The organism is Actinomarinicola tropica (genome assembly GCF_009650215.1).
Lineage (GTDB): Bacteria > Actinomycetota > Acidimicrobiia > Acidimicrobiales > SKKL01 > Actinomarinicola > Actinomarinicola tropica.
In genome coordinates this window covers 2,402,230-2,420,269 of sequence record NZ_CP045851.1, presented here as the reverse complement: position 1 = coordinate 2,420,269, position 18,040 = coordinate 2,402,230, and the positions used below count along the sequence as shown (strand labels likewise).

General features: G+C 72.4%; 18 protein-coding genes, 3 tRNA genes and 2 pseudogenes. 6 read left to right on the top strand and 17 right to left on the bottom strand.

Features of this window, described 5'->3' with window-relative positions:
* Positions 1-2: 2 nt before the first annotated feature.
* From GH723_RS11935 to GH723_RS19235, 4 genes and pseudogenes are all read right to left on the bottom strand, one after another.
* Positions 3-1,265 (bottom strand): acyl-CoA dehydrogenase family protein, encoded by a 1,263-nt coding sequence (locus GH723_RS11935; protein WP_153759853.1) that lies wholly within the window; start codon positions 1,263-1,265, stop codon positions 3-5.
* Positions 1,266-1,323: 58 nt separating this feature from the next.
* The gene (locus tag GH723_RS11930) at positions 1,324-2,553 is read right to left on the bottom strand and encodes a GNAT family N-acetyltransferase (RefSeq protein WP_153759852.1); all 1,230 of its coding nucleotides are present in this window, start codon (positions 2,551-2,553) and stop codon (positions 1,324-1,326) included.
* 97 nt (positions 2,554-2,650) lie between these two features.
* Positions 2,651-2,722 (bottom strand) — tRNA-Lys (locus GH723_RS11925).
* A gap of 62 nt (positions 2,723-2,784) precedes the next feature.
* Positions 2,785-3,583 (bottom strand): annotated as a pseudogene (locus tag GH723_RS19235) (helix-turn-helix domain-containing protein).
* Positions 3,584-3,649: 66 nt separating this feature from the next.
* Here GH723_RS19235 and GH723_RS11915 point away from each other — a divergent pair.
* Positions 3,650-4,171 (top strand): VOC family protein, encoded by a 522-nt coding sequence (locus tag GH723_RS11915; RefSeq protein WP_153759851.1) that lies wholly within the window; start codon positions 3,650-3,652, stop codon positions 4,169-4,171.
* A 58-nt stretch (positions 4,172-4,229) separates the two neighbouring features.
* Here the strand turns inward: GH723_RS11915 and GH723_RS11910 are convergent.
* Positions 4,230-4,306: transfer RNA gene (locus tag GH723_RS11910), tRNA-His, on the bottom strand.
* A 76-nt stretch (positions 4,307-4,382) separates the two neighbouring features.
* On the opposite strand from GH723_RS11910, the gene GH723_RS11905 reads away from it, so the two are divergent.
* Together GH723_RS11905 and GH723_RS11900 are read left to right on the top strand one after the other, a co-directional pair.
* Positions 4,383-4,456, top strand: a tRNA-Arg gene (locus tag GH723_RS11905).
* 107 nt (positions 4,457-4,563) lie between these two features.
* The gene (locus tag GH723_RS11900; protein WP_153759850.1) at positions 4,564-4,992 is read left to right on the top strand and encodes a cupin domain-containing protein; all 429 of its coding nucleotides are present in this window, start codon (positions 4,564-4,566) and stop codon (positions 4,990-4,992) included.
* A 10-nt stretch (positions 4,993-5,002) separates the two neighbouring features.
* Here GH723_RS11900 and GH723_RS11895 read toward each other — a convergent pair whose 3' ends face one another.
* Positions 5,003-5,446 (bottom strand): DUF421 domain-containing protein, encoded by a 444-nt coding sequence (locus GH723_RS11895; RefSeq protein WP_153759849.1) that lies wholly within the window; start codon positions 5,444-5,446, stop codon positions 5,003-5,005.
* A 15-nt stretch (positions 5,447-5,461) separates the two neighbouring features.
* Positions 5,462-5,977, bottom strand: a complete 516-nt coding sequence (locus GH723_RS11890) for a hypothetical protein (RefSeq protein ID WP_153759848.1) — start codon at positions 5,975-5,977, stop codon at positions 5,462-5,464.
* A gap of 102 nt (positions 5,978-6,079) precedes the next feature.
* Here GH723_RS11890 and GH723_RS11885 point away from each other — a divergent pair.
* Positions 6,080-8,147 (top strand): annotated as a pseudogene (locus GH723_RS11885) (copper-translocating P-type ATPase).
* Here the strand turns inward: GH723_RS11885 and GH723_RS11880 are convergent.
* Positions 8,116-9,285 (bottom strand): RNA polymerase sigma factor, encoded by a 1,170-nt coding sequence (locus GH723_RS11880; RefSeq protein WP_229022803.1) that lies wholly within the window; start codon positions 9,283-9,285, stop codon positions 8,116-8,118. The pseudogene GH723_RS11885 and the gene GH723_RS11880 overlap by 32 nt on opposite strands.
* A 2-nt stretch (positions 9,286-9,287) precedes the next feature.
* Positions 9,288-9,695: a YciI family protein gene (locus GH723_RS11875; RefSeq protein ID WP_153759846.1), complete on the bottom strand. Its 408-nt coding sequence runs from the start codon at positions 9,693-9,695 to the stop codon at positions 9,288-9,290.
* A 99-nt stretch (positions 9,696-9,794) separates the two neighbouring features.
* Between GH723_RS11875 and GH723_RS11870 the strand changes: the two genes are divergently transcribed.
* Complete coding sequence (locus GH723_RS11870; RefSeq protein WP_153759845.1) at positions 9,795-10,943, top strand: cytochrome P450; 1,149 nt, start codon at positions 9,795-9,797, stop codon at positions 10,941-10,943.
* Positions 10,944-10,955: 12 nt separating this feature from the next.
* On the opposite strand, the gene GH723_RS11865 is transcribed toward GH723_RS11870, so the two are convergent.
* The 4 genes from GH723_RS11865 to GH723_RS11850 all read right to left on the bottom strand — a co-directional run bounded on the left by GH723_RS11865 (position 10,956) and on the right by GH723_RS11850 (position 14,223).
* Positions 10,956-11,411: a pyridoxamine 5'-phosphate oxidase family protein gene (locus GH723_RS11865; protein ID WP_153759844.1), complete on the bottom strand. Its 456-nt coding sequence runs from the start codon at positions 11,409-11,411 to the stop codon at positions 10,956-10,958.
* 24 nt (positions 11,412-11,435) lie between these two features.
* A complete protein-coding gene (locus GH723_RS11860; protein WP_153759843.1) occupies positions 11,436-11,918 on the bottom strand; it encodes a hypothetical protein in 483 nt (160 codons plus the stop codon).
* 203 nt (positions 11,919-12,121) lie between these two features.
* On the bottom strand, positions 12,122-13,081 hold the full coding sequence (locus GH723_RS11855) for a hypothetical protein (protein ID WP_153759842.1): 960 nt from the start codon (positions 13,079-13,081) through the stop codon (positions 12,122-12,124).
* A 71-nt stretch (positions 13,082-13,152) separates the two neighbouring features.
* The gene (locus GH723_RS11850) at positions 13,153-14,223 is read right to left on the bottom strand and encodes an NAD-dependent epimerase/dehydratase family protein (protein WP_153759841.1); all 1,071 of its coding nucleotides are present in this window, start codon (positions 14,221-14,223) and stop codon (positions 13,153-13,155) included.
* A gap of 61 nt (positions 14,224-14,284) precedes the next feature.
* Between GH723_RS11850 and GH723_RS11845 the strand changes: the two genes are divergently transcribed.
* Positions 14,285-14,836 (top strand): shikimate kinase, encoded by a 552-nt coding sequence (locus tag GH723_RS11845; protein ID WP_195210269.1) that lies wholly within the window; start codon positions 14,285-14,287, stop codon positions 14,834-14,836.
* Positions 14,837-14,843: 7 nt separating this feature from the next.
* On the opposite strand, the gene GH723_RS11840 is transcribed toward GH723_RS11845, so the two are convergent.
* The 4 genes from GH723_RS11840 to GH723_RS11825 form a co-directional block, all read right to left on the bottom strand.
* A complete protein-coding gene (locus tag GH723_RS11840) occupies positions 14,844-15,548 on the bottom strand; it encodes a hypothetical protein (protein ID WP_153759839.1) in 705 nt (234 codons plus the stop codon).
* Between the two features lie 9 nt (positions 15,549-15,557).
* The gene (locus GH723_RS11835; protein ID WP_153759838.1) at positions 15,558-16,778 is read right to left on the bottom strand and encodes a hypothetical protein; all 1,221 of its coding nucleotides are present in this window, start codon (positions 16,776-16,778) and stop codon (positions 15,558-15,560) included.
* A gap of 97 nt (positions 16,779-16,875) precedes the next feature.
* Complete coding sequence (locus GH723_RS11830) at positions 16,876-17,151, bottom strand: hypothetical protein (RefSeq protein ID WP_153759837.1); 276 nt, start codon at positions 17,149-17,151, stop codon at positions 16,876-16,878.
* A 29-nt stretch (positions 17,152-17,180) separates the two neighbouring features.
* Positions 17,181-18,014 carry a DUF72 domain-containing protein gene (locus GH723_RS11825; RefSeq protein WP_229022802.1) on the bottom strand — a complete coding sequence of 278 codons (834 nt, stop codon included), beginning with the start codon at positions 18,012-18,014 and terminating at the stop codon, positions 17,181-17,183.
* Positions 18,015-18,040 lie beyond the last annotated feature (26 nt).

The following is an 18,040-nucleotide window of genomic DNA, read 5'->3' as shown; positions in this document are numbered from 1 at the left end:
GGTCAGCTCAGGGTGCCGGTGCGCAGCTCCTTGAACGGGACGTCCCGGTCGACCTGCGGCTCCTTGGGCAGCCCGAGCACGCGCTCGCCGATGATGTTGCGCTGGATCTCGTCGGTGCCGCCGGCGATCGACGAGGCGTGCACGGACAGCGCCAGCTGCTGGAACATCCCCTCCGCGGGTGCGTCCTCGCCGAGGAGCGTGCCGTGGGCGCCGAGGATCGCCATCGACACGTCCCGGGCCCGTCGGGCCTGCTCCGATGCCGCGAGCTTGGCGATCGACACCTCCGGTCCGGGCTGGCGGCCGGCCTGGAGGGCGGCACGGGCCCGCAGGGACGTGTAGCGCTGGACCTCGGCGAAGATGTGCAGGTCGGCCAGACGCTGGCGGACGACGGGGTCTTCGCTGAGGCCCATGTCCCGGGCCAGGCGGATGACCGCCTTCGGGGTGCGGGCCGCGGCGCCCCGCTCGGCGGCCTGGCGCTCGGAGCGGGCCGCCTCGATGAGCTCGGCGCAGGTGCGGTCGAGGTGCCCGGCGATCGGGCCCGGGGTGCCGGCGACGATGCCGCCTGCCGCGCCCCGGCTGCCGAGCCCCTGGCGCTCGTAGGCGAGGGTCGCGACCGCGACCTGCCAGCCGGTGTCGACCCCGCCGAGGATGCGGTCGTGTCCCACCACCGCGTCGGAGAAGAAGACCTCGTTGAACGAGGCGCCGCCGTTCATCTGCTTCAGCGGCCGGATCTCGATGCCCGGCTGGTCCATGTCGATGATGAAGTAGGTGAGGCCCCGGTGCTTGGGCGCATCGAGGTTGGTGCGGGCGACGAGCATCCCCCGGCTGGCGGTGGTCGCGCCCGAGGTCCACACCTTCTGGCCGTTGACGATCCACACGTCGCCGTCGCGCACCGCCCGGGTCTGGGCGCTGGCCAGGTCGGAGCCGGCGCCGGGCTCGCTGAAGAGCTGGCACCACCCCTCCCTCCCCGACGCGAGGGCCGGCAGCCAGGCGTCCTTCTGCTCGTCGGTGCCGAAGTCGATCGTGATCGGGCCGCCCATCATCTGGCCGAGCCCGCCGGGGGGCGCGACGGCCCCGGCCTGGCCGAGCTCCTCGTTGACGACGCGCGTGTCGTCACGGGAGAGGTCGCGCCCGCCGTACCCCTTCGGCCAGTGCGGGAAGGCCCAGCCGGCATCGGCCAGGGCCTGCCACCACGCGCCGAGCGTCATCTGCGGATCCCAGTTGTCCTGGATCCAGGCGCGTGCTGCGTCGCGAACGTCGGCCATCGTGTCCCCCCGGAGTCGAGCCGTTGTCGAGTCGAGGCGACACTACCGCTGTCGGCGATCAGAATCCGGTGGTCATCCAGGGCGGCGGTGAGGAGGCGAAGAAGACGTCGGCCCGACGGACCGCACCCGGGGTCGGTTCCTCGATCCGGCCGGCCCGGTGCAGCGCGGTGGCGGTGACGCCGCCGAGGTACAGCGCGCCGAGGTCGGCGACGTCCATGGTGAGGTCGGGGTCGGCGTCGGTGCGGGTGCACGCCGCGCCGTCGGGGCCCCCGTCGAGGAGGTAGCGGCCGGCGGTGTGGGGGCGGAAGGGGTCGGCCACCTCGACGACGAGTCGGTCGGTCGTGCCGTAGCGGCGGGCGGACAGCGCACCGCAGACGTCGACGAGGCGGAGCCACAGGTCGTCGACGACGTCGGTGGTGACGAGGCGGCGCGGATCGGCGAGGCGCCAGCGCAGCGGCTCGTCCACCGGCCGCCCGTGGGCCGCGACCGAGTGGATGAGGTCGTGGTCGAGCAGGAAGCTCCACAGCGCCGCCTCGACCTCGTCGTCCGCGCCGTAGAGCTGGTCGACGGTGAGGACGTTGCGGGACAGGCCGTGCTCGGCGTCGCGGTTGCGGCGGTAGGCGAGCATGCCGTCGACCTCGCCGGCGTCGTCCTCGTGGAGGACGTACCAGCGGGCGCTCTGGCCGCCCCGGGTGTGCGGGCGGTCCTTCTGCCACACGTCCCACCAGGCCTGGACGCGGTTGACGGCGCCGGGGATCTCACGCCGCCGGCGGTCGTAGACCTGGGGGCCGGCCTCCAGGAAGCGGTCGGCGTCGACGAGGCGGAGGCGGCCGGTGGCGGTCGACGGGCGGGCGAGGGTGGCGCGGTCGGTCTCGAGCGTCCACGACGAGCTCTGCGAGGCGAGCCCGTAGCCGAAGCGGCCGTAGATCGAGGCCTCCGAGGCGGTGAGGATGGCGATCGTCTCGCCCCGCTCGGCGACGTCGTCGAGCTGGCGCTCCATCATCGAGCGGAGGATGCCTCGGCGCCGGTGCGTGGCGCTCACGGTCACGATCGTGATGCCCGCGGCGTCGACGAGGAGGTTGCCGGGCACCGTGAGCTCGAAGCTGTACGCGCCCGCCGTGCCGACCATCTCCTCGTCGTCGAACGCGGCGAGCGTGCGGTCGAGCTCGGTCGTCAGCCGGAAGTCCTCGACGTCGTCGCCGTCGCTGTGGAAGCCGAACGGGTCCTGGAGGGCGTGGAAGAGCTGAGGGAGTTCCTCGTCGGTGATGGGTCGCAGCGGGAAGGTCACCGGGAGAGTCTGCCGGGGTAGCGCATCCGCCGCGGGGCGTTTCCGGCTCGGGAACGCAGGAACCCCAGGCCCGGGTGGACCTGGGGTTCCTGTCGAGTACGCCCCCTGGGATTCGAACCCAGAACCTGCGGATTAAGAGTCCGTTGCTCTGCCGTTGAGCTAGAGGCGCTCGTGTGAGTTGGAGAGTGTACCGGCCCGCGGCGACGGTCGAGAACCCGGCGGACGGCCGGATCATCCCGGCGGTGCGTCGCCTCGCCGGTAGGAGCTCGGCGTGATGCCGAGGACCCGTCGGAAGTCCGTCGTGAGGTGGGCGTGGTCGGCGTAGCCGAGGTCGGCCGCCACCCGTGCGATCCCGATCGACGGGTCGTCCCGGAGCCGCTGCGCCGCCTCTTGCAGTCGGTAGCGGCGGATGATCGTGAGCGGGGGGAGGCCGACGTAGCGCCGCGCGACCCGCTGGACCGTCCTCGTGGAGGCGCCGAGCGCGTCGGCGAGCTGCTCGACGCGCACGATCGTGGGGTCCGAGGCGACCAGGTCCTCCATGCGGTTGGCCAGGGTGCCGCCCTCGTCGGGCGGGGGGGAAGCGGGCTGCGGCCCACTCCACGTAGGCGGCGATCGCCCGCTGCCGGCCGCGGTCCTCGTCGTCGTCCGCCATGGCCGAGCTGACGGCGGCGTGCAGGTCGGGCGCGTCGAACGCCACCTCGAGGTCGCGCAGGCTGCCCGGGTCGTTGTGGAGCGTGGCGATGCCCGCGGGACGGAGGAGCGCCCCGACGGCCCACCCGCTGCCGCGCAGGTCCCGGTGGGAGGCGCCGGTGGTCGGCCCCGACAGGCCGATCCCGTGCGGCTCGACGACGAGGTTCGACGCGGGGAACGGGAGGGCCTGCTGGCGGGACGTGCGACCGGGGGCCAGCCGCCAGCGGGGGACCCAGAACCACCGGATGAGCGCGGCGAGCTCGGGCGGCGCCGGGTCACGGTGGAAGGTGGGCAGGCGGGCGGGGTAGAGGATGCCCCGCACGTCGGGTGGGATCGCCATCGATCAGGCCTCGAGCTCGTCGCAGATCTTCAAGCCGGGCGCAGGACACGTCCGTACGGTCGGATCATGGACGATCAGAACGCACCCCGGCGAGGGGTCACAGGACAGCACACCACCGACGGCGTCCCCCACGGGTCGACGAACCTCACGCCGTTCCTCGCGGTGCCCGGCGCGGCCGGTGCCATCGACTTCTACCGCGACGTCTTCGGCGCCCGCGTCGTCGACGTCACCGAGATGGGCGGCATCGTCGTGCACGCCGAGCTCGACTTCGGGAACGGCAAGCTCCAGGTCGGCGAGCCGAACCCCGACTACGGGCTCGTCGCCGCGCCGGCCGGCGACGACGACTGCTACTCGATGGGTCTCTACTGCGCTGACGTCGACGGCACGCTCGAGCGCGCCGTCGCGGCCGGGTCGACGGTGCGGGAAGCGGCCACCACGTTCGTGTCCGGCGACCGGTTCGCGTCGATCCGCGACCCATTCGGGGTGCGGTGGTCGATCATGAGCCGAGTCGAGGACCTCTCGGAGGAGGAGAGCGCCGCTCGCGTCGCCCAGTGGGCGGCCGAGCAGCAGGGCGCCTCGGCGGGCTGACGACGCGGACGGGCCCGGACCCCGACCCGGAGGGTCGGTCGTCCGGGCCTCGTCCCGATGGGGTGACCGAGGGGAATCGAACCCCCGACCTCCAGGGCCACAACCTGGCGCTCTAACCGACTGAGCTACGGCCACCGTGCAGCGAGCCAGCATAGGCGCTGCCCGACCGACCTCCGAATCCGGTTCGGCGGCGTGGCACGATGGGCGATCTGCCCCCGTAGCTCAGCTGGATAGAGCACCGGACTTCTAATCCGACGGTCGTTGGTTCGAATCCAACCGGGGGCGCGATGGCGTCGTCGATGCTTCCGCCGCACCTCCGCCCGTCGGAGCAGGCGGAGCCGCGACGATGATCGAGGGACGGTGCCGTCCCGGCGTCCGACCAGGAGGTGGCCATGACCGAGACAGAGGCAGCGACGAACCGGGTGCCCGTCGTGCTCGGGCCGGGCGAGGGCCGTGAGTTCGCCATGGGCCGGCTCTCGGCGAGCTTCAAGGCCGACGGCGACGAGACGGCGGGCCGCTACTCGATCTCCGAGTGGTGGCTCGACCCGCACACCCGCGGACCCGGCGCCCACCACCACGACGAGGACGACGTCTTCTACGTGCTCGAGGGCACGATGAGCGTGATGGTCGGGGACCGCTGGATCGACGCGCCCGCCGGCTCGTTCGTCCTCGTCCCCGGCGGCACGCCGCACGACTTCGAGAACCGCACCGACGCCCGGGCCGGCATGCTCAACATCGGGGCGCCGGGCGACTTCGAGCCCCAGATGCCCGGCATCGGCGAGTGGTTCCGCCAGCGGTCGACGGAGGAGTCGGCCTGCTGAGCGCGGGACGTCAGGACACCGGGATGATCGAGATCGAACCCGTGCGCTCGAGCACGGCGTAGCGCACCTGGGACATGTGCGACAGGCCCTGCGTCAGCCGGGCCGCCTCGAGGATGTCCTGCTCGTCCACCCTCGCCTTCTTCATGCGCTCCTCGATCGGCTGGCCGTCGGCGACGAGGACGACCGGGACGCCCTCGGTCGCCTTGGCCAGCCACGGGACGTACGCCTTCACGAGCGAGAGCACGATGTCGATGGTCAGCAGCGTCGTGATGACGAGGAACGAGTTGGTGACCGAGAAGTCGTCACCGAGGAGCCCCTGCTGGGTCGCCTCGCCGATGATGAGCAGCAGCACGAAGTCGAACGGCGTGATGTCGGCCAGGGTGCGCTTCCCTGCGATGCGGAAGAGCACGAGCAGGAACGCGTAGATCGCGATCGATCGCAGGACGGCATCCATGGTGGGCTCCGTTTCTCAGGGCAGCAGGACCTGGTCGATGTCCATCGACGGGCCTCCGACCAGCCCGACCTCGCCCCGAGCCACGCCGACCGTGTCGGGCCGGATGCCGAAGCGGATGACGATGTCGGTGCCGGGGTCCACGTCGTCGGTGGTGAACTCGAAGGTGATGCCGTCGCCGCTCGGGACGGCGTCGCTCGGCTGCGGGGTGATGGTCTCGACCTGGACGCGCTCCAGGTAGCTCGTCGACAGGTGGAGCTGCAGCGCGTCGCCGGCGAGGTCCGGGTCCACCCGCACCTCGATGTCGGTGACCCCACCCCGGCGCGCCACCGCCTCGTGGGTCACCGCGACGCCGCCGTCGGCGCTCGTCGCGGTCCGGTAGCCGAGCAGTCCGTGCCCGAACGCGCCGAGGACGGCGCCGATGACGATGAGCACCATGACGGCCCAACCGACGCGCTCACGGCGCCAGTCGCCCTCCTGGAACCTCATGTCCTCCAGGACGTCGAGGTCGAGGTCGTGGGGGTCCGGGGGCATGGTCCTCCTCACCACTGCGTGCGGCCCGCCTCGCCCGTACCGTGCCGCCGCGACCTCCAAACCGGCCTCGTCATGAATACCCAGGGGGGGTATGATGGCGCCATGGACCAGCACTCCGCTCACCAGCAGCGCCAGGACCAGCACGGGCACGCGCAGGGCGCCCACGCCGGCCACCACACCGAGGTGTTCCGTCGGCGGTTCTGGGTGTCCCTCGTCCTCACGGTGCCCCGTCGTGGCGACGAGCCACATGGTCATGGACTGGTTCGGCTACGAGATCGACCTGCCGGCCATGGAGTGGGTCGGCCCGGTGCTGGGGTCGGTCATCTTCTTCTGGGGTGGATGGCCGTTCCTGGAGGGCGGACGCCGCGAGCTCGCCGAGCGCCAGCCGGGGATGATGCTGCTCATCGCCATGGCGATCACCGTGGCCTACGTCGCCTCGATGGCGACCTCGCTCGACGCCTTCGACCTCGACTTCTGGTGGGAGCTGGCGGCGCTGGTGACGATCATGCTGCTCGGCCACTGGCAGGAGATGAAGGCGCTCGGCCAGGCGCAGAACGCCCTGTCGGCCCTCGCCGCCCTGCTGCCCGACGAGGCCGAGCGCGTCGACGACGACGGGTCGGTGCACGTGGTGGCGCTCGACGACCTGCGTCCCGGCGACGTCGTGCTCGTGCGGTCCGGGGCTCGTGTCCCCGCCGACGGCGAGATCGTCGACGGCACGGCGGAGCTCGACGAGTCGATGATCACCGGTGAGTCGAAGCCCGTCGCCAAGGCACAGGGGGAGCGGGTGGTCGCCGGCACCGTGTCGACCGACTCGGCGCTCCGCGTGCGGGTCGACGCGGTGGGCGAGGAGACGACGCTCGCCGGGATCCAGCGGCTCGTGGCCGAGGCGCAGACCTCGAGGTCGCGGGCCCAGGCGCTCGCCGACCGAGCCGCCGCGCTGCTCTTCTACGTCGCCACCGGCGCCGCCGTCGTCACCGCGGTGGTGTGGACGCTGCTCGGCGACCCCGACGAGGCGGTCACCAGGGTCGTGACCGTGCTCGTGATCTCCTGCCCGCACGCGCTCGGCCTCGCCATCCCGCTGACGACGTCGATCTCGTCGGCGATGGCGGCTCGCAACGGCATCCTGGTCAAGGACCGGCTGGCGCTGGAGCGGAGCCGCACCGTCGACGCGTTCTTGTTCGACAAGACCGGCACGTTGACCAAGGGTGCCCACACCGTGGTGGGGGTCGCCGGCCACGGGGTGAGCGAGGACGAGGTCCTGCGCCTCGCGGGCGCGGTCGAGTCCGACAGCGAGCACCCGCTCGCACGCGCCATCGTCGCTGCAGCGAAGGAGCGGGGGTCGGTCCCCCGCGCGGGCGACTTCCGGTCGATCACCGGTCGAGGCGTCGAGGCCACGGTGGAGGGCGAGGCCCTCGCGGTCGGCGGACCCGCTCTGCTCCGCGAGCGGTCGGTGACCGAGCCGGCGGAGCTGGCCCACTGGGCCTCGCCCTGGCGCGAGAGGGGCGCGTCGATCCTCCACCTGGTGCGCGCCGACGAGGCCGTCGGTGCCATCGCCCTCGAAGACGAGGTGCGGAGCGAAGCCCGCCAGGCGGTCGAGGAGCTGCAGACGGCAGGACGGCGCGTCGTCATGATCACCGGGGACGCCCGGGAGGTCGCCGACGCCGTCGGCACCGACCTCGGGGTCGACGAGGTGATGGCCGAGGTGCTCCCCGAGGAGAAGGGCGCCAAGGTGGCCGAGCTCCAGGGCCGGGGCTTGTCGGTCGCCATGGTGGGCGACGGCGTGAACGACGCGCCGGCGCTGGCCCGTGCCGATGTCGGCATCGCCATCGGCGCCGGGACCGACGTGGCCATCGAGTCCGCCGGCCTCATCCTCGCCAGCTCGGACCCTCGCGGCGTGGTGAGCACGATCCGCCTCTCCGCGGCCGCGTACCGCAAGAGCCTCCAGAACCTCTGGTGGGCCGCCGGCTACAACGTCGTGGCCATCCCGCTCGCCGCCGGTGCACTGGCGTGGGCCGGGGTCACGATGCCTCCGGCGGTCGCCGCCATCCTGATGAGCGTCTCGACGATCGTCGTGGCGCTCAACGCCCAGCTCCTGCGACGGGTGGATCTCCGACCCCGTGGGGGCACGGCGGCGCCGGTCAGCGATCCCGTGCTCGCCGCATCCCGTTGACCCGCGCCGCTTGGCGCAGCTGGTGGTCCCTCTCGGCCAGGCTCGGGGCGCGGCGGGCCGCCTCGGCATGGAGGCGGGCGGCCGCCTCGAGGTCTCCGTTGGCCTCGTGAAGGTGCGCCGCGACGGCGTCGTGGCGGGGCACGCTCGCGTCGATCTCGGCGAGGGCGGCCAACCCTGCCGGCGCGCCGTCGGCCTCACCGATCGCGACTGCGCGGTTCAACCGGACGATCGGCGTCTCGGCGAACCGCAGCAGCTCGTCGTACCACTCGACGATCTGGAGCCAGTCGGTCTCCTCGACGCGTCGCGCGTCGGCGTGGAGCGCGGCGATCGCGGCCTGCGCCTGGAACTCCCCGAGCCGGTCCCGGGCGAGCGCCCCCTGCAGGATGGTCACGCCCTCGGCGATGAGGTCGGTGTCCCACATGCTGCGGTCCTGCTCGGCCAGGGGAACGAGCGCCCCGTCCGGCCGGGTGCGGCTGGCGCGGCGGGCGTGGTGGAGCAGCATCAGGGCAAGGAGGCCGTCGACCTCCGGTTCGCGCACCGCGCGTGCGAGCTGGCGGGTCAGGCGGATCGCCTCGGCCGCGAGGTCGACGTCGCCGGAGTAGCCCTCGTTGAAGATGAGGTAGAGGACCCGCATCACCGTGCCCACGTCACCCGGCCGGTCGAGGGTCGACGCGGCGATCGTCCGCTTGGCGCGGCTGATGCGCTGGGCCATCGTCGCTTCCGGCACCATGTAGGCGTCCGCGATCTGGCGGGTCGTCAGGCCACCGACGGCACGCAGCGTGAGCGCCACCGCCGACGACGGGCTGAGGTCGGGATGGGCACACAGGAAGTGGAGGGCGAGGGTGTCGTCGGCGTCGCTCACCGCTCCCCCCGACGGTTCCGCGTCCACCCTCACCTCGCGGTCCCGCCGGGCCGCCGTGGACCGCACGGCGTCGAGGTGCGCCCGCCACGCCACCGTCACCAGCCAGGCCGTCGGGTCCGACGGGCGCTCCGAGCCCCACGCGGACAGCGCACGGATGAGCGCCTCCTGGACCGCGTCCTCGGCCGCCGCGAAGTCGACGCCGCGGCGGACGAGGACGCTGATCACCGCCGGGACGAGCCGGCGCAGCTCGACGTCGTCCGGGAAGGGTCGGGACACGATCAGTCGACGACCGTCGGGGGAGCGGTGAGGAACGGGCGGACCTCGAGCCACTCGTGGATGGGCTCGCCGCCGGCTCCCGGCGCCGAGGACAGCTCGCCGGCGAGCTCGATCGCCCGCTCCTGGCTGTCGACGTCGATCACCATCCAGCCGGCGATGAGATCCTTCGTCTCGGCGAACGGCCCGTCGGTGATCGGCGGCTTGCCCTCGCCGTCGTAGCGGACCCACAGCCCGTCGGGGGCCAGCGCCTGGCCGTCGACGAACTCGCCGCTCGCCTCGAGTCGGGCGGCGAAGTCGCCCATGAAGCGGATGTGCGCGTCGACCTCCTCGGGCGTCCAGCGGTCCATCGGGATGTTCTGGACGGAGTCGGGTGCTCCCCGGTAGTGCTTGAGCAGCAGGTACTTGGCCATGGTGGTCTCCTCCTCGGTGGGCGGCCCCGTCGGCCGCGACACCCTAGGGACGGAGCCGACCTCCGGATCTCGACATCATGGCGACGATACGGTCGCCCCATGGCGCACGTCCCCGGCCCCGAGCGCGACCCCGCGGCGGAGGCGCTCCCCGCCGACCAGATCGCGACCTACGACGCGCTCCGGCGCGCGGCGCCTCTCGCCATGGGGCCCGACGGTGCCTGGGCGGTGCTCCGTCATGCCGACGTCGTGCGTGTCCTCGGCGACCACGAGACGTTCAGCAACGTCGTGTCGCATCGGATGTCGGTGCCGAACGGCATGGATCCGCCGCAGCACACCGCGTTCAGGGAGATCGTCGATCGGTACTACACGCCCGAGCGCATGTCGGCGTTCGAACCCGTGATCCGCAGCATCGCCCGCGAGCTCGTCGATGCGCTTCCTCGTCGCCGCGACATCGACCTCATGGCCTCGCTCGCCGAGCCGTTCGCCAACCACGTGCAGTGCGCCTTCATGGGCTGGCCCGATCGGCTGCGGGAGCCGCTGCGGGACTGGGTCCGGAGGAACCAGGCGGCGATCCGGGCGCAGGACCGCCGTGCCATGTCCCAGGTGGCGACAGAGTTCGACGGCTACATCACCGAGCAGTTGGAGGCGCGTCGTGCCGCGGGCGCCGGGGCGCCCGACGACAACACCACGCGCCTGCTGCACGAGACCGTCGACGGCCGCCCGCTCACCGACGACGAGATCGTGTCGATCGTCCGCAACTGGACGGTCGGGGAGCTCGGCACGATCGCGGCGAGCGTGGGCATCATCGTCCACCACCTCGCCACCCGACCCGAGTCCCAGCCGCTCGCACGGGGCGGTGCCGACCTCGCAGCGATGAGCGACGAGATCCTGCGGATGCACGCCCCCCTGCTCGTCAACCGACGGCGCACCACGAGGGAGGTGACGCTCGGGGGCCGCACCCTCCCTCCCGACGAGCGGATCGTCGTCGTGTGGGCCTCGGCCAACCGCGACGAGGACGTGATGGGTGACCCGGATCAGCTGCGACTCGACCGCGATCCGGCGCAGAACCTGCTGTACGGCCGGGGAGTCCACGCGTGCCCGGGTGCACCGCTCGCGCGGATGGAGCTCCGCGTCGTCATGGAGGCGCTCCTGGCCGCCACGACCTCCGTCGTGCTCGGCGACGAGGACCCCGTGCCGGCCGCGTACCCGGCCAGCGGCTTCAGTCGCCTGACGGTCCGGCTGTCCTGAGGACGTCGCCCGTCAGGCGCGCTCGACCCGGCGCAGACCGCGGGTCGGGGTCCACGACTCGACGACGAGCTTCGTGGCCGTCGCGTCGAGCGACGTCACGACCACCTCGGTGACGTCGGCGAGAAACATCACCCCGTCCGGACCGTCCTCGACCGGGCCGGCCGGCACGGCGCGCCCGGCGACCTTGGCCTCGCCCGGCCACTCGGCCTCCTTCCCCTCCTCGGGGTGGTACGTGGGGCCGTGCAGCGCGAACCGGGGATCACGCCGCAGGTCGTCGAGCTTGCGGGCGCCGGTCATCGACCCGAACCGCAGCTCGCCGCCGGACAGCTCGCACTCGATGCCGGAGATGCGTGGCGATCCGTCGGCGCGCAGCGTGGCGATCGTCTTGTGGCGCCCGGCGTCGAAGAGCGCCCGCACGCGGGCCGCCAGGTCCGGCGCTGCCTCCTCCACGTCCCTCCACGCGGCCACCCGCGCAGCGTACCGGTGGGGTGATCAGATGACCGGCGGCTTCCGCCCGCCGTTGGCGAAGCGCAGCTCGCGCCAGGCGTCGCGCATCGGGAAGATGAAGCCGGCGACCATCGATCCGCACCCGCGGTTGACGCCGCGCTGCAGGATGCGTCCCGTGACGTTCGGCCCCGCCGCTTGGCGGGCGTCGGCCGCCGCGTAGTCGGCCTGCATCCGTCGCATCCCCTTGTCGTCGAGGGTGGATCCGCCGTAGGTGAGGCCGACCATCATGTGGTCGGTGGTGAAGCCCGACGTCGGGGCGTTCCTCATGATCCGGTACTCGGGCGTCCGGCGCCGGCGCCAGTACACGAAGCGCCAGAGCAGGTTCACCGGGACCATCAGCACGACGAACAGGAGGGCGGGACCGGGGTTGCCCGACGCGAAGGAGGCGATGATCCCGATCCAGCACAGCGCCATCCACGCGCCGCCGATCAGCACCCACAGGCGGGGCTTCGGACGCTCCTCGTCCACGGGCCCGGTCGTCGGAGGCGGAGCGGACGGAGCGGCCGGAGCGGCCGACGATGCGGCGCCGGTCGGTGGAGGGGGCGGCGGCGCGGGGCGAGCGTCGGGGTGCAGCTCAGGTGCGTACCACTGCCCGTCGGATGCCAGCCACCAGCCGGGTGCCGGCGGCTCGCCGGAGGGGGACGGGGGTTCGGTCATGTCGTGGCTCCGGATCAGTTGGCGGGCAGCGGCTCGACGGCGTCGCAGGCCACCCCGAGCACGCGGAGGACCGGCTCCCGCACGGTGCCGTGGCGGCTGGCCTCGGCGTGCAGGTTGTCGTAGGGGGCGTCCGGACCGGCCCGTAGCTCGGGGTTCCCGGCGTTGAACTCGATCAACCGCACGGTGGCGTCGATGGTCGCCTGGTCCAGCTGGCCGTCGAGCGGACCCGGATCGAACCCGGCGGCGACCAGCGCCTGCTCGAAGCTCTCGACCTCGCCGGCGTCCGCCCACCCCACTGCGAGCTCGTGGGCGACGCACGCCCCGTCCGTCGGCGGGGTCGACGCCGGCGGGGCGTCGGGACGTCCGCCCTCGACCACGACGGGCTCGTCGCCGTCCCACACGATCTGACGTGAGCGCTCGACGCTCGGGCAGCAGCTGGGATCGCTCGCGCCGTGGACCGTGTCCGACACCACGACGACGCCGTCGTCGTTGACGACGGCCCGGGCATCGGCCTCGCCGACGAGCGCCAGCCGTTGGACGGGCGTGCCGTCGCCGTCGTCGGTCATCACGACGTAGATGTGGGTGGTGAGCGCGCCAGCCGGTCCGCCGGCATCGCAGGTCAGGTGGACGAGGTGGTCGTCCTCGCGCCCGGGGAGGGGGACGACGTCGGCGAGTGTGACGACCAGCGTCTCGACGTCGCTGTTGAACGCCTCGGGGCGCATCTCGCCGTCGACGAGGACGATCTCGTCGAGGAGGCTGCACTCGGCGTCGTAGGTGAGCTGGCCGAAGTCGACGGCCGTCGCGTCGTCGTCCGACGGTGCACTGGTCGTCGACGCCTCCACCGTGGTCTCGGGCGCCGGGGACGCGCCCACGCCGCCCGAGTCGTCGTCACCGCAACCCGCGCCCACGAGCGTGGCCGCGCACAGCACGGCCACCACCCGTCCGAGCTTGCCCGCGCCCGTCATCTGCGTCATCTCCCTCGATCGCTCACCAGCGTGATCGGCACCCGCAGGGACCGATCAAGGAACCGAGAGTAGAAGCTCGCTCAGCCTGCGGGGTCCGCCAGTGCCGGGGTGAGCGGTTCTGGCTCCTCGCTCCAGCCCTCGACGAGGGCCCGCAGGGCGTCGAGCGCGGTGTGGCGCGGCTCCCACCCGAGCTCGGTGCGCGCCCGCGTCACGTCGAGCAGCGGGATGGCGTCGACCAGGTCGAGCAGGGCCGGCTCGGTGGGGAGGAGTCGGCTGCGCCAGCCGGCGGACACCGCGGCGCGCACGACCGATACGGGGACGTGGACGGCCCGCCCGGCGTCGAGCACCTCGGCCATCTCGTCGGACCCGATGACGGGCTCGGCGGCGAGGTTGAACGCGCCGCGGACGGGCTGGGTCAGCCCGAGCCAGATGGCCTCGGCCATGTCGGCGGCGTGGAGGGCCTGGAAGCGGAGGTCGCCGGGCCACGGCAGCACCGGCAGCTTGCCGTCGGCGACCAGCTTCTGGGGGAGGAGCCAGCCGGCGAAGATCTGGCGCTGCTCGTCGGAGGCACCCTTCTGGAAGATGAAGGCGGGCCGGAACCGCACCACGCGCATCTCCGGGCGGGCCAGCTCCATGGTGTCGACCACCCGCTCGACGTAGGCCTTCTCGCGGCCGTAGCCCGCGGTGGGGAGCGAATCGGTGGGCCAGGCCTCGTCGACGCGACCGCCGTCGTCAGGACCGGGGGAGTAGGCCCCGACCGACGACTGGTGGACGAAGGTGCCGACACCCGCCGCGACGGCGGCGTCGACGACCAGCCGGCTGCCGACGGCGTTGATCTGCCAGGTCTCCTCGGGGTGGTGCGTCGGCTGGAACGCCCAGGCGAGGTGCACCACCGCGTCGACCGCCCCGCACACCTCGGCGAGCAGGGGGCGGGCGGAGGCCGGGTCGCCGAGGTCGAGGTGGCGCCAGCGGAGGCGGTCGATCGTCCAGTCGGGTGGGCGGCGTGCGAGCCCGACGACCTCGTCGATGCCGGGGTCCGCGAGCAGCCGGGACAGCAGCGCCACCCCCACGTTCCCGGTGGCGCCGGTGACGGCGACCCGGCGTGGGCGGCTCGACGAGGTGGTGCGGCTGGTGGTGGGGTCGGCGTCCATGCGCCGCGGCCTACCCGCCGCCCGCGGAGGTGAACGTGCGAACCTGGGTCGGGGAGGTCCGATGACCGGAGGTCAGCCGCACACCGCCGACCAGTTGCCGACGATCGTGCTCGTCGGGCTGATGGGCACGGGCAAGTCGACGATCGGCCGCGCCCTGGCGGATCGGCTCGGGCGCGACTTCCTCGACAGCGACCGGATGATCGAAGCCCGAACGGGCCAGACGGTCCGCGAGCTGTGGGAGGCGGGTGGCGAGGCCGCCTATCGCCCGCTCGAGCGAGCCGTCGTGGTCGCGGCGCTCGGCGCAGAGGATCCGGTCGTGCTCGCTGCGCCCGGCGGGGTGGTCGAGGACGGCGAAGCCGTCCGGGCGCTCCAGCGTGGAGCGGCGGTGGTCTACCTCCGCACGCAGCCCGAGACGATCGCGGCGCGACTCGGTGGCGAGGTCACCCACCGGCCCCTGCTCGACGGCGAGCCCGAGGAGCTCCTGTCGACGCTGTTCGCACGTCGCGACGCCATGTACCGGGACATCGCGGGCGTCGTCGTCGAGGCCGACGGCCTGCCGCCCGACGCCGTCGTCGAGGCGGTCCTCGACGCGCTCGCGACGGGCGGCAGCTGATCGCGGGTCAGTCGGCGAACCACCCCTTCACCGTCTCGACCATCTCCTCGGCCTTCGCGCCGAGCGCCGCGGCCGTCGAGCTCTGCGCCTGCAGCATCGTCATCCGGGCGCGCATCGAGCGGGCCCACTCGAGGTGCTCGTCCTCGTCGTCGACGACCTGCTCGACGAGCCCGGTGACGGTCTCACGCAGGTCTCCCTCCGGCAGCTGTGCCGTCATGGCGCTCATCGCCGACCAGTTCGACTGATCGATCGTCTCGGCGAGCAGCACCGCGTCGAGCATGGCCATCTCGGCGGTCATCGTGTCGAGCGACCCGCTGAGGAGGAAGGTCGACTCGAGGAGCTTGGTGTCCTGGCCCTCGGTGGCGCGAGCCATCGGGCTGACGTACTGCGGGTCGCCGCCCATGGCGACGATGATCTGCTCGAGGATCCGGACGTGCTCCTCGGTCTCGCGGCCGAAGTCCTCGTACCTGTTGCGCAGGACGGGGTTGTGCGTTCGGCCGGCGACCGACCGGTACAGGTGCCGACCACAGCGCTCGTGGGCGAGCATCGCGCTGAGGAGGTCGGCGACGAAGGGACGGTTGAGGCCGGTGTCCTCCATCTCCTGCTCGATGCGATCGGACGTCATCTGCCGCTCGGGCAGCACGTAGACCACGTCGGAGGCCTTCGCGGTGGTGCCGTTCTCGTGGGTGGGGGTCAGCGTGGGTGTGCTCATCTCGTCTCCTCAGCGATCGGCGGTGGCGGGGTCGCGCAGGTCGACGACCGGGTTCTCGCCCTCGGTCTCGTCGCGGTACTCGCGCCCGCTCTTCTCACGGTTGGCCTCGATGACCTGCTCGCTCGGTGCTCCGCCGGCGTTCACGACCTTCTGGACGGCGAAGTAGCGGTGGTCGTCGGGCAGATCGTCGACCGGGACGTAGTCGAGGCCGTCGGTGCGCAGGTCCACCTGTGCAGCCAGGACGTCGCGGACGTACTGCTTGTTGGGCTCGAAGGTGACCGGGGTGTCGGGCAGCTCCTTCGGGAGCAGCTCGCGGGGGTCGACCCCCTCGTAGCGCTCGAGGAGCTCGCAGGCGACCTGGAGCTGACCGAGCTCCATGTCGAGGTGCAGCTCCCACAGGTTCTTGATCCGCCGGTCGCTCTCGTGCTGGAGCATCGACCAGTACATGTAGACCTCGTTGTACTCGTGGAAGACCAGCTGCTTCAGCCACGAGTCGAGCGGATCGAGCAGCGACTCGTAGTGGGTGACGTGCTGCTCCTCGACGAGCGCGATCTCGCCGTAGAGACCCCGGGCGATGGGCTCGATCCAGTCGGTCCCGTGGTTCATGTAGAAGTTCATCGTCTGCTGCTCGGCGGCGACGATCGTCATCACGTGCATGCGTGACAGCGGGTCGACGGTGTGGGTCTCGAAGTGGCCCTTGACGTCGTCCGCCGCGTGGCGGTGCTCGACGACGGTCGGCCGACCGGGGGTGATCTCGGTCAGCGAGTCGGTGAGCTCCGCCGCGTGCTTGCCGTCGAGCAGCTCGTAGAGGTTGGCGTACCGGTAGAGGTGGTCGAAGTCCTCGAGCAGCGCGAAGTCGAGCGCCTGCTTGAGCATCGGATCCGGCTCGTGGCGCGCGAGCCACGCCGTGAGGTCGACCGCGACCTGCTCGTACCCGATCGTCGTCTCGAGCGGCGTCTGGTCGCCGGGGTTGAGGTTGTTGACCGCCTTCTGCTGCTGCTGCTCCGCCCGGCGTGACACGGCCAGCTTCTGCTTGATGTCGACGTTGTCGGTGTGCCGGGCGAACTGGTGGGAGAAGATGATCGACTCCACCTCGATCCCGTTCATGAGGATCACCCGCGTCCGGGTGTAGGGATCGACCTCCCGCGGGTCGTACGGCTCGGAGTTGAGGTCGTTCCAGCTGCGCAGCTGGTCCTCGACGGGCATGCCCGTCTGGTCGAGGGGGTTCATGCGGGGCTCCTCGTGGGTGACGTCGTGGCTGGGTCCCCGCGCTCCCCGGTCCGTTACCCCGTCCAGGCGATGCGTCACTCACCTGAGGGGGTGAACGTCACGCCTGTGCGTCGCCGCCCGGGTCGGACTCGTCGTCGCCGTCGTGGAACTCGCCCTCGCCGACGCTGCGCTCCTCGCCGACGTTCTGCTGCTGGGGGATCACCACGCCGTCGCCGGTGTCGACCGGCTCGCCGGTGTACTCGCGGATGTCGGCGCCGGTCTCGTCGGTGAGGTCGCGCTGCTCGGCGAGGCTCGTCGGTTCGCCACGGGGGAACTCCCGCAGCACCTCTTCCTCGTTCTCGACCGGGTCGCTGGTGTGTCGCTCCGGGGCCATGTCGTCCTCCTCGTCGTCGTCGAGGGCCGCTACCCGGACCCGGCCGTGTCACGCACGACGGGCGCGGCGCCGAGCAGGTCGCGCAGGCAGGTGGCGTCGGCGACGGCATGTCCGTCCCAGTCGTTGTTGAAGTAGGCCCACACGTCGACGCCGTCGGCGATCCACGGCTCGAGGCGCTCGGCGACGTGGCCGAGGCGCCGCCGTCCGTACGCCCCCTGGTACGGCTCGGCGAGCGCGTCGGGTCCGTGGAACCGCAGGTAGGTCCAGTCCGCCGTCCGCTCCCAGGGGTGGTCGACCAGCAGGTCGTGGAGGCAGAGCGCGGCGCCGTGGCGCGCGAGCAGGTCGAAGGTGTCGTCGTGCACCCACGACGGGTCGCGCAGCTCGACGGCCCACCCGTGCGAGCGCGGGGCGACCGTCAGCAGCTCGTCCAGCCGCTCGAGGTTCCGACGCCAGCGGGGCGGGAGCTGGATGAGGTTCGGGCCCTCGGACGGCCCGAGCACGTCCACCCGTTCCAGGTGGCGCGCCAGCCAGCCGGCCGGATCCTTCAGCTTCTTGCGGTGCGTGCCGAACTGACCGACCTTCACGGCGTAGGTGAAGCCCTCGGGCGCCTGCGCCGCCCAGCGGGCCACCGTCTCGGGGGCGGGCAGCCGGTAGAAGGTCGCGTTCAGCTCCACCGTGTCGAACAGCGAGGTGTAGTGCTCGAACCACCGCCGCTTCGGCAGTCCTTCGGGGTAGACGACGCCGCGCCAGTCCGCGTAGTCCCACCCGGAGGTGCCGACGCGGATGGTGGCGGAGCGCACGACGCGCCCCTTGCCGACGTCGTACGGGGCGAAACCCGGCGGGATCGTCGGTCGTCGCTTCACCGCTGGCCGCCCGGGGTAGGCGCCGC

What these genes read in the sequence shown, in the direction of transcription:
- GH723_RS11870 (WP_153759845.1), top strand. Translation starts at nt 9,795, where the DNA reads ATGGCGCACGTCCCCGGCCCCGAGCGCGACCCCGCGGCGGAGGCGCTC.
- GH723_RS11850 (WP_153759841.1), bottom strand. Translation starts at nt 14,223, where the DNA reads ATGGACGCCGACCCCACCACCAGCCGCACCACCTCGTCGAGCCGCCCA.
- GH723_RS11835 (WP_153759838.1), bottom strand. Translation starts at nt 16,778, where the DNA reads ATGAACCCCCTCGACCAGACGGGCATGCCCGTCGAGGACCAGCTGCGC.
- GH723_RS11890 (WP_153759848.1), bottom strand. Translation starts at nt 5,977, where the DNA reads ATGCCCCCGGACCCCCACGACCTCGACCTCGACGTCCTGGAGGACATG.
- GH723_RS11830 (WP_153759837.1), bottom strand. Translation starts at nt 17,151, where the DNA reads ATGGCCCCGGAGCGACACACCAGCGACCCGGTCGAGAACGAGGAAGAG.
- GH723_RS11875 (WP_153759846.1), bottom strand. Translation starts at nt 9,695, where the DNA reads ATGGCCAAGTACCTGCTGCTCAAGCACTACCGGGGAGCACCCGACTCC.
- GH723_RS11895 (WP_153759849.1), bottom strand. Translation starts at nt 5,446, where the DNA reads ATGGATGCCGTCCTGCGATCGATCGCGATCTACGCGTTCCTGCTCGTG.
- GH723_RS11845 (WP_195210269.1), top strand. Translation starts at nt 14,285, where the DNA reads ATGACCGGAGGTCAGCCGCACACCGCCGACCAGTTGCCGACGATCGTG.
- GH723_RS11900 (WP_153759850.1), top strand. Translation starts at nt 4,564, where the DNA reads ATGACCGAGACAGAGGCAGCGACGAACCGGGTGCCCGTCGTGCTCGGG.
- GH723_RS11840 (WP_153759839.1), bottom strand. Translation starts at nt 15,548, where the DNA reads ATGAGCACACCCACGCTGACCCCCACCCACGAGAACGGCACCACCGCG.
- GH723_RS11935 (WP_153759853.1), bottom strand. Translation starts at nt 1,265, where the DNA reads ATGGCCGACGTTCGCGACGCAGCACGCGCCTGGATCCAGGACAACTGG.
- GH723_RS11915 (WP_153759851.1), top strand. Translation starts at nt 3,650, where the DNA reads ATGGACGATCAGAACGCACCCCGGCGAGGGGTCACAGGACAGCACACC.
- GH723_RS11855 (WP_153759842.1), bottom strand. Translation starts at nt 13,081, where the DNA reads ATGACGCAGATGACGGGCGCGGGCAAGCTCGGACGGGTGGTGGCCGTG.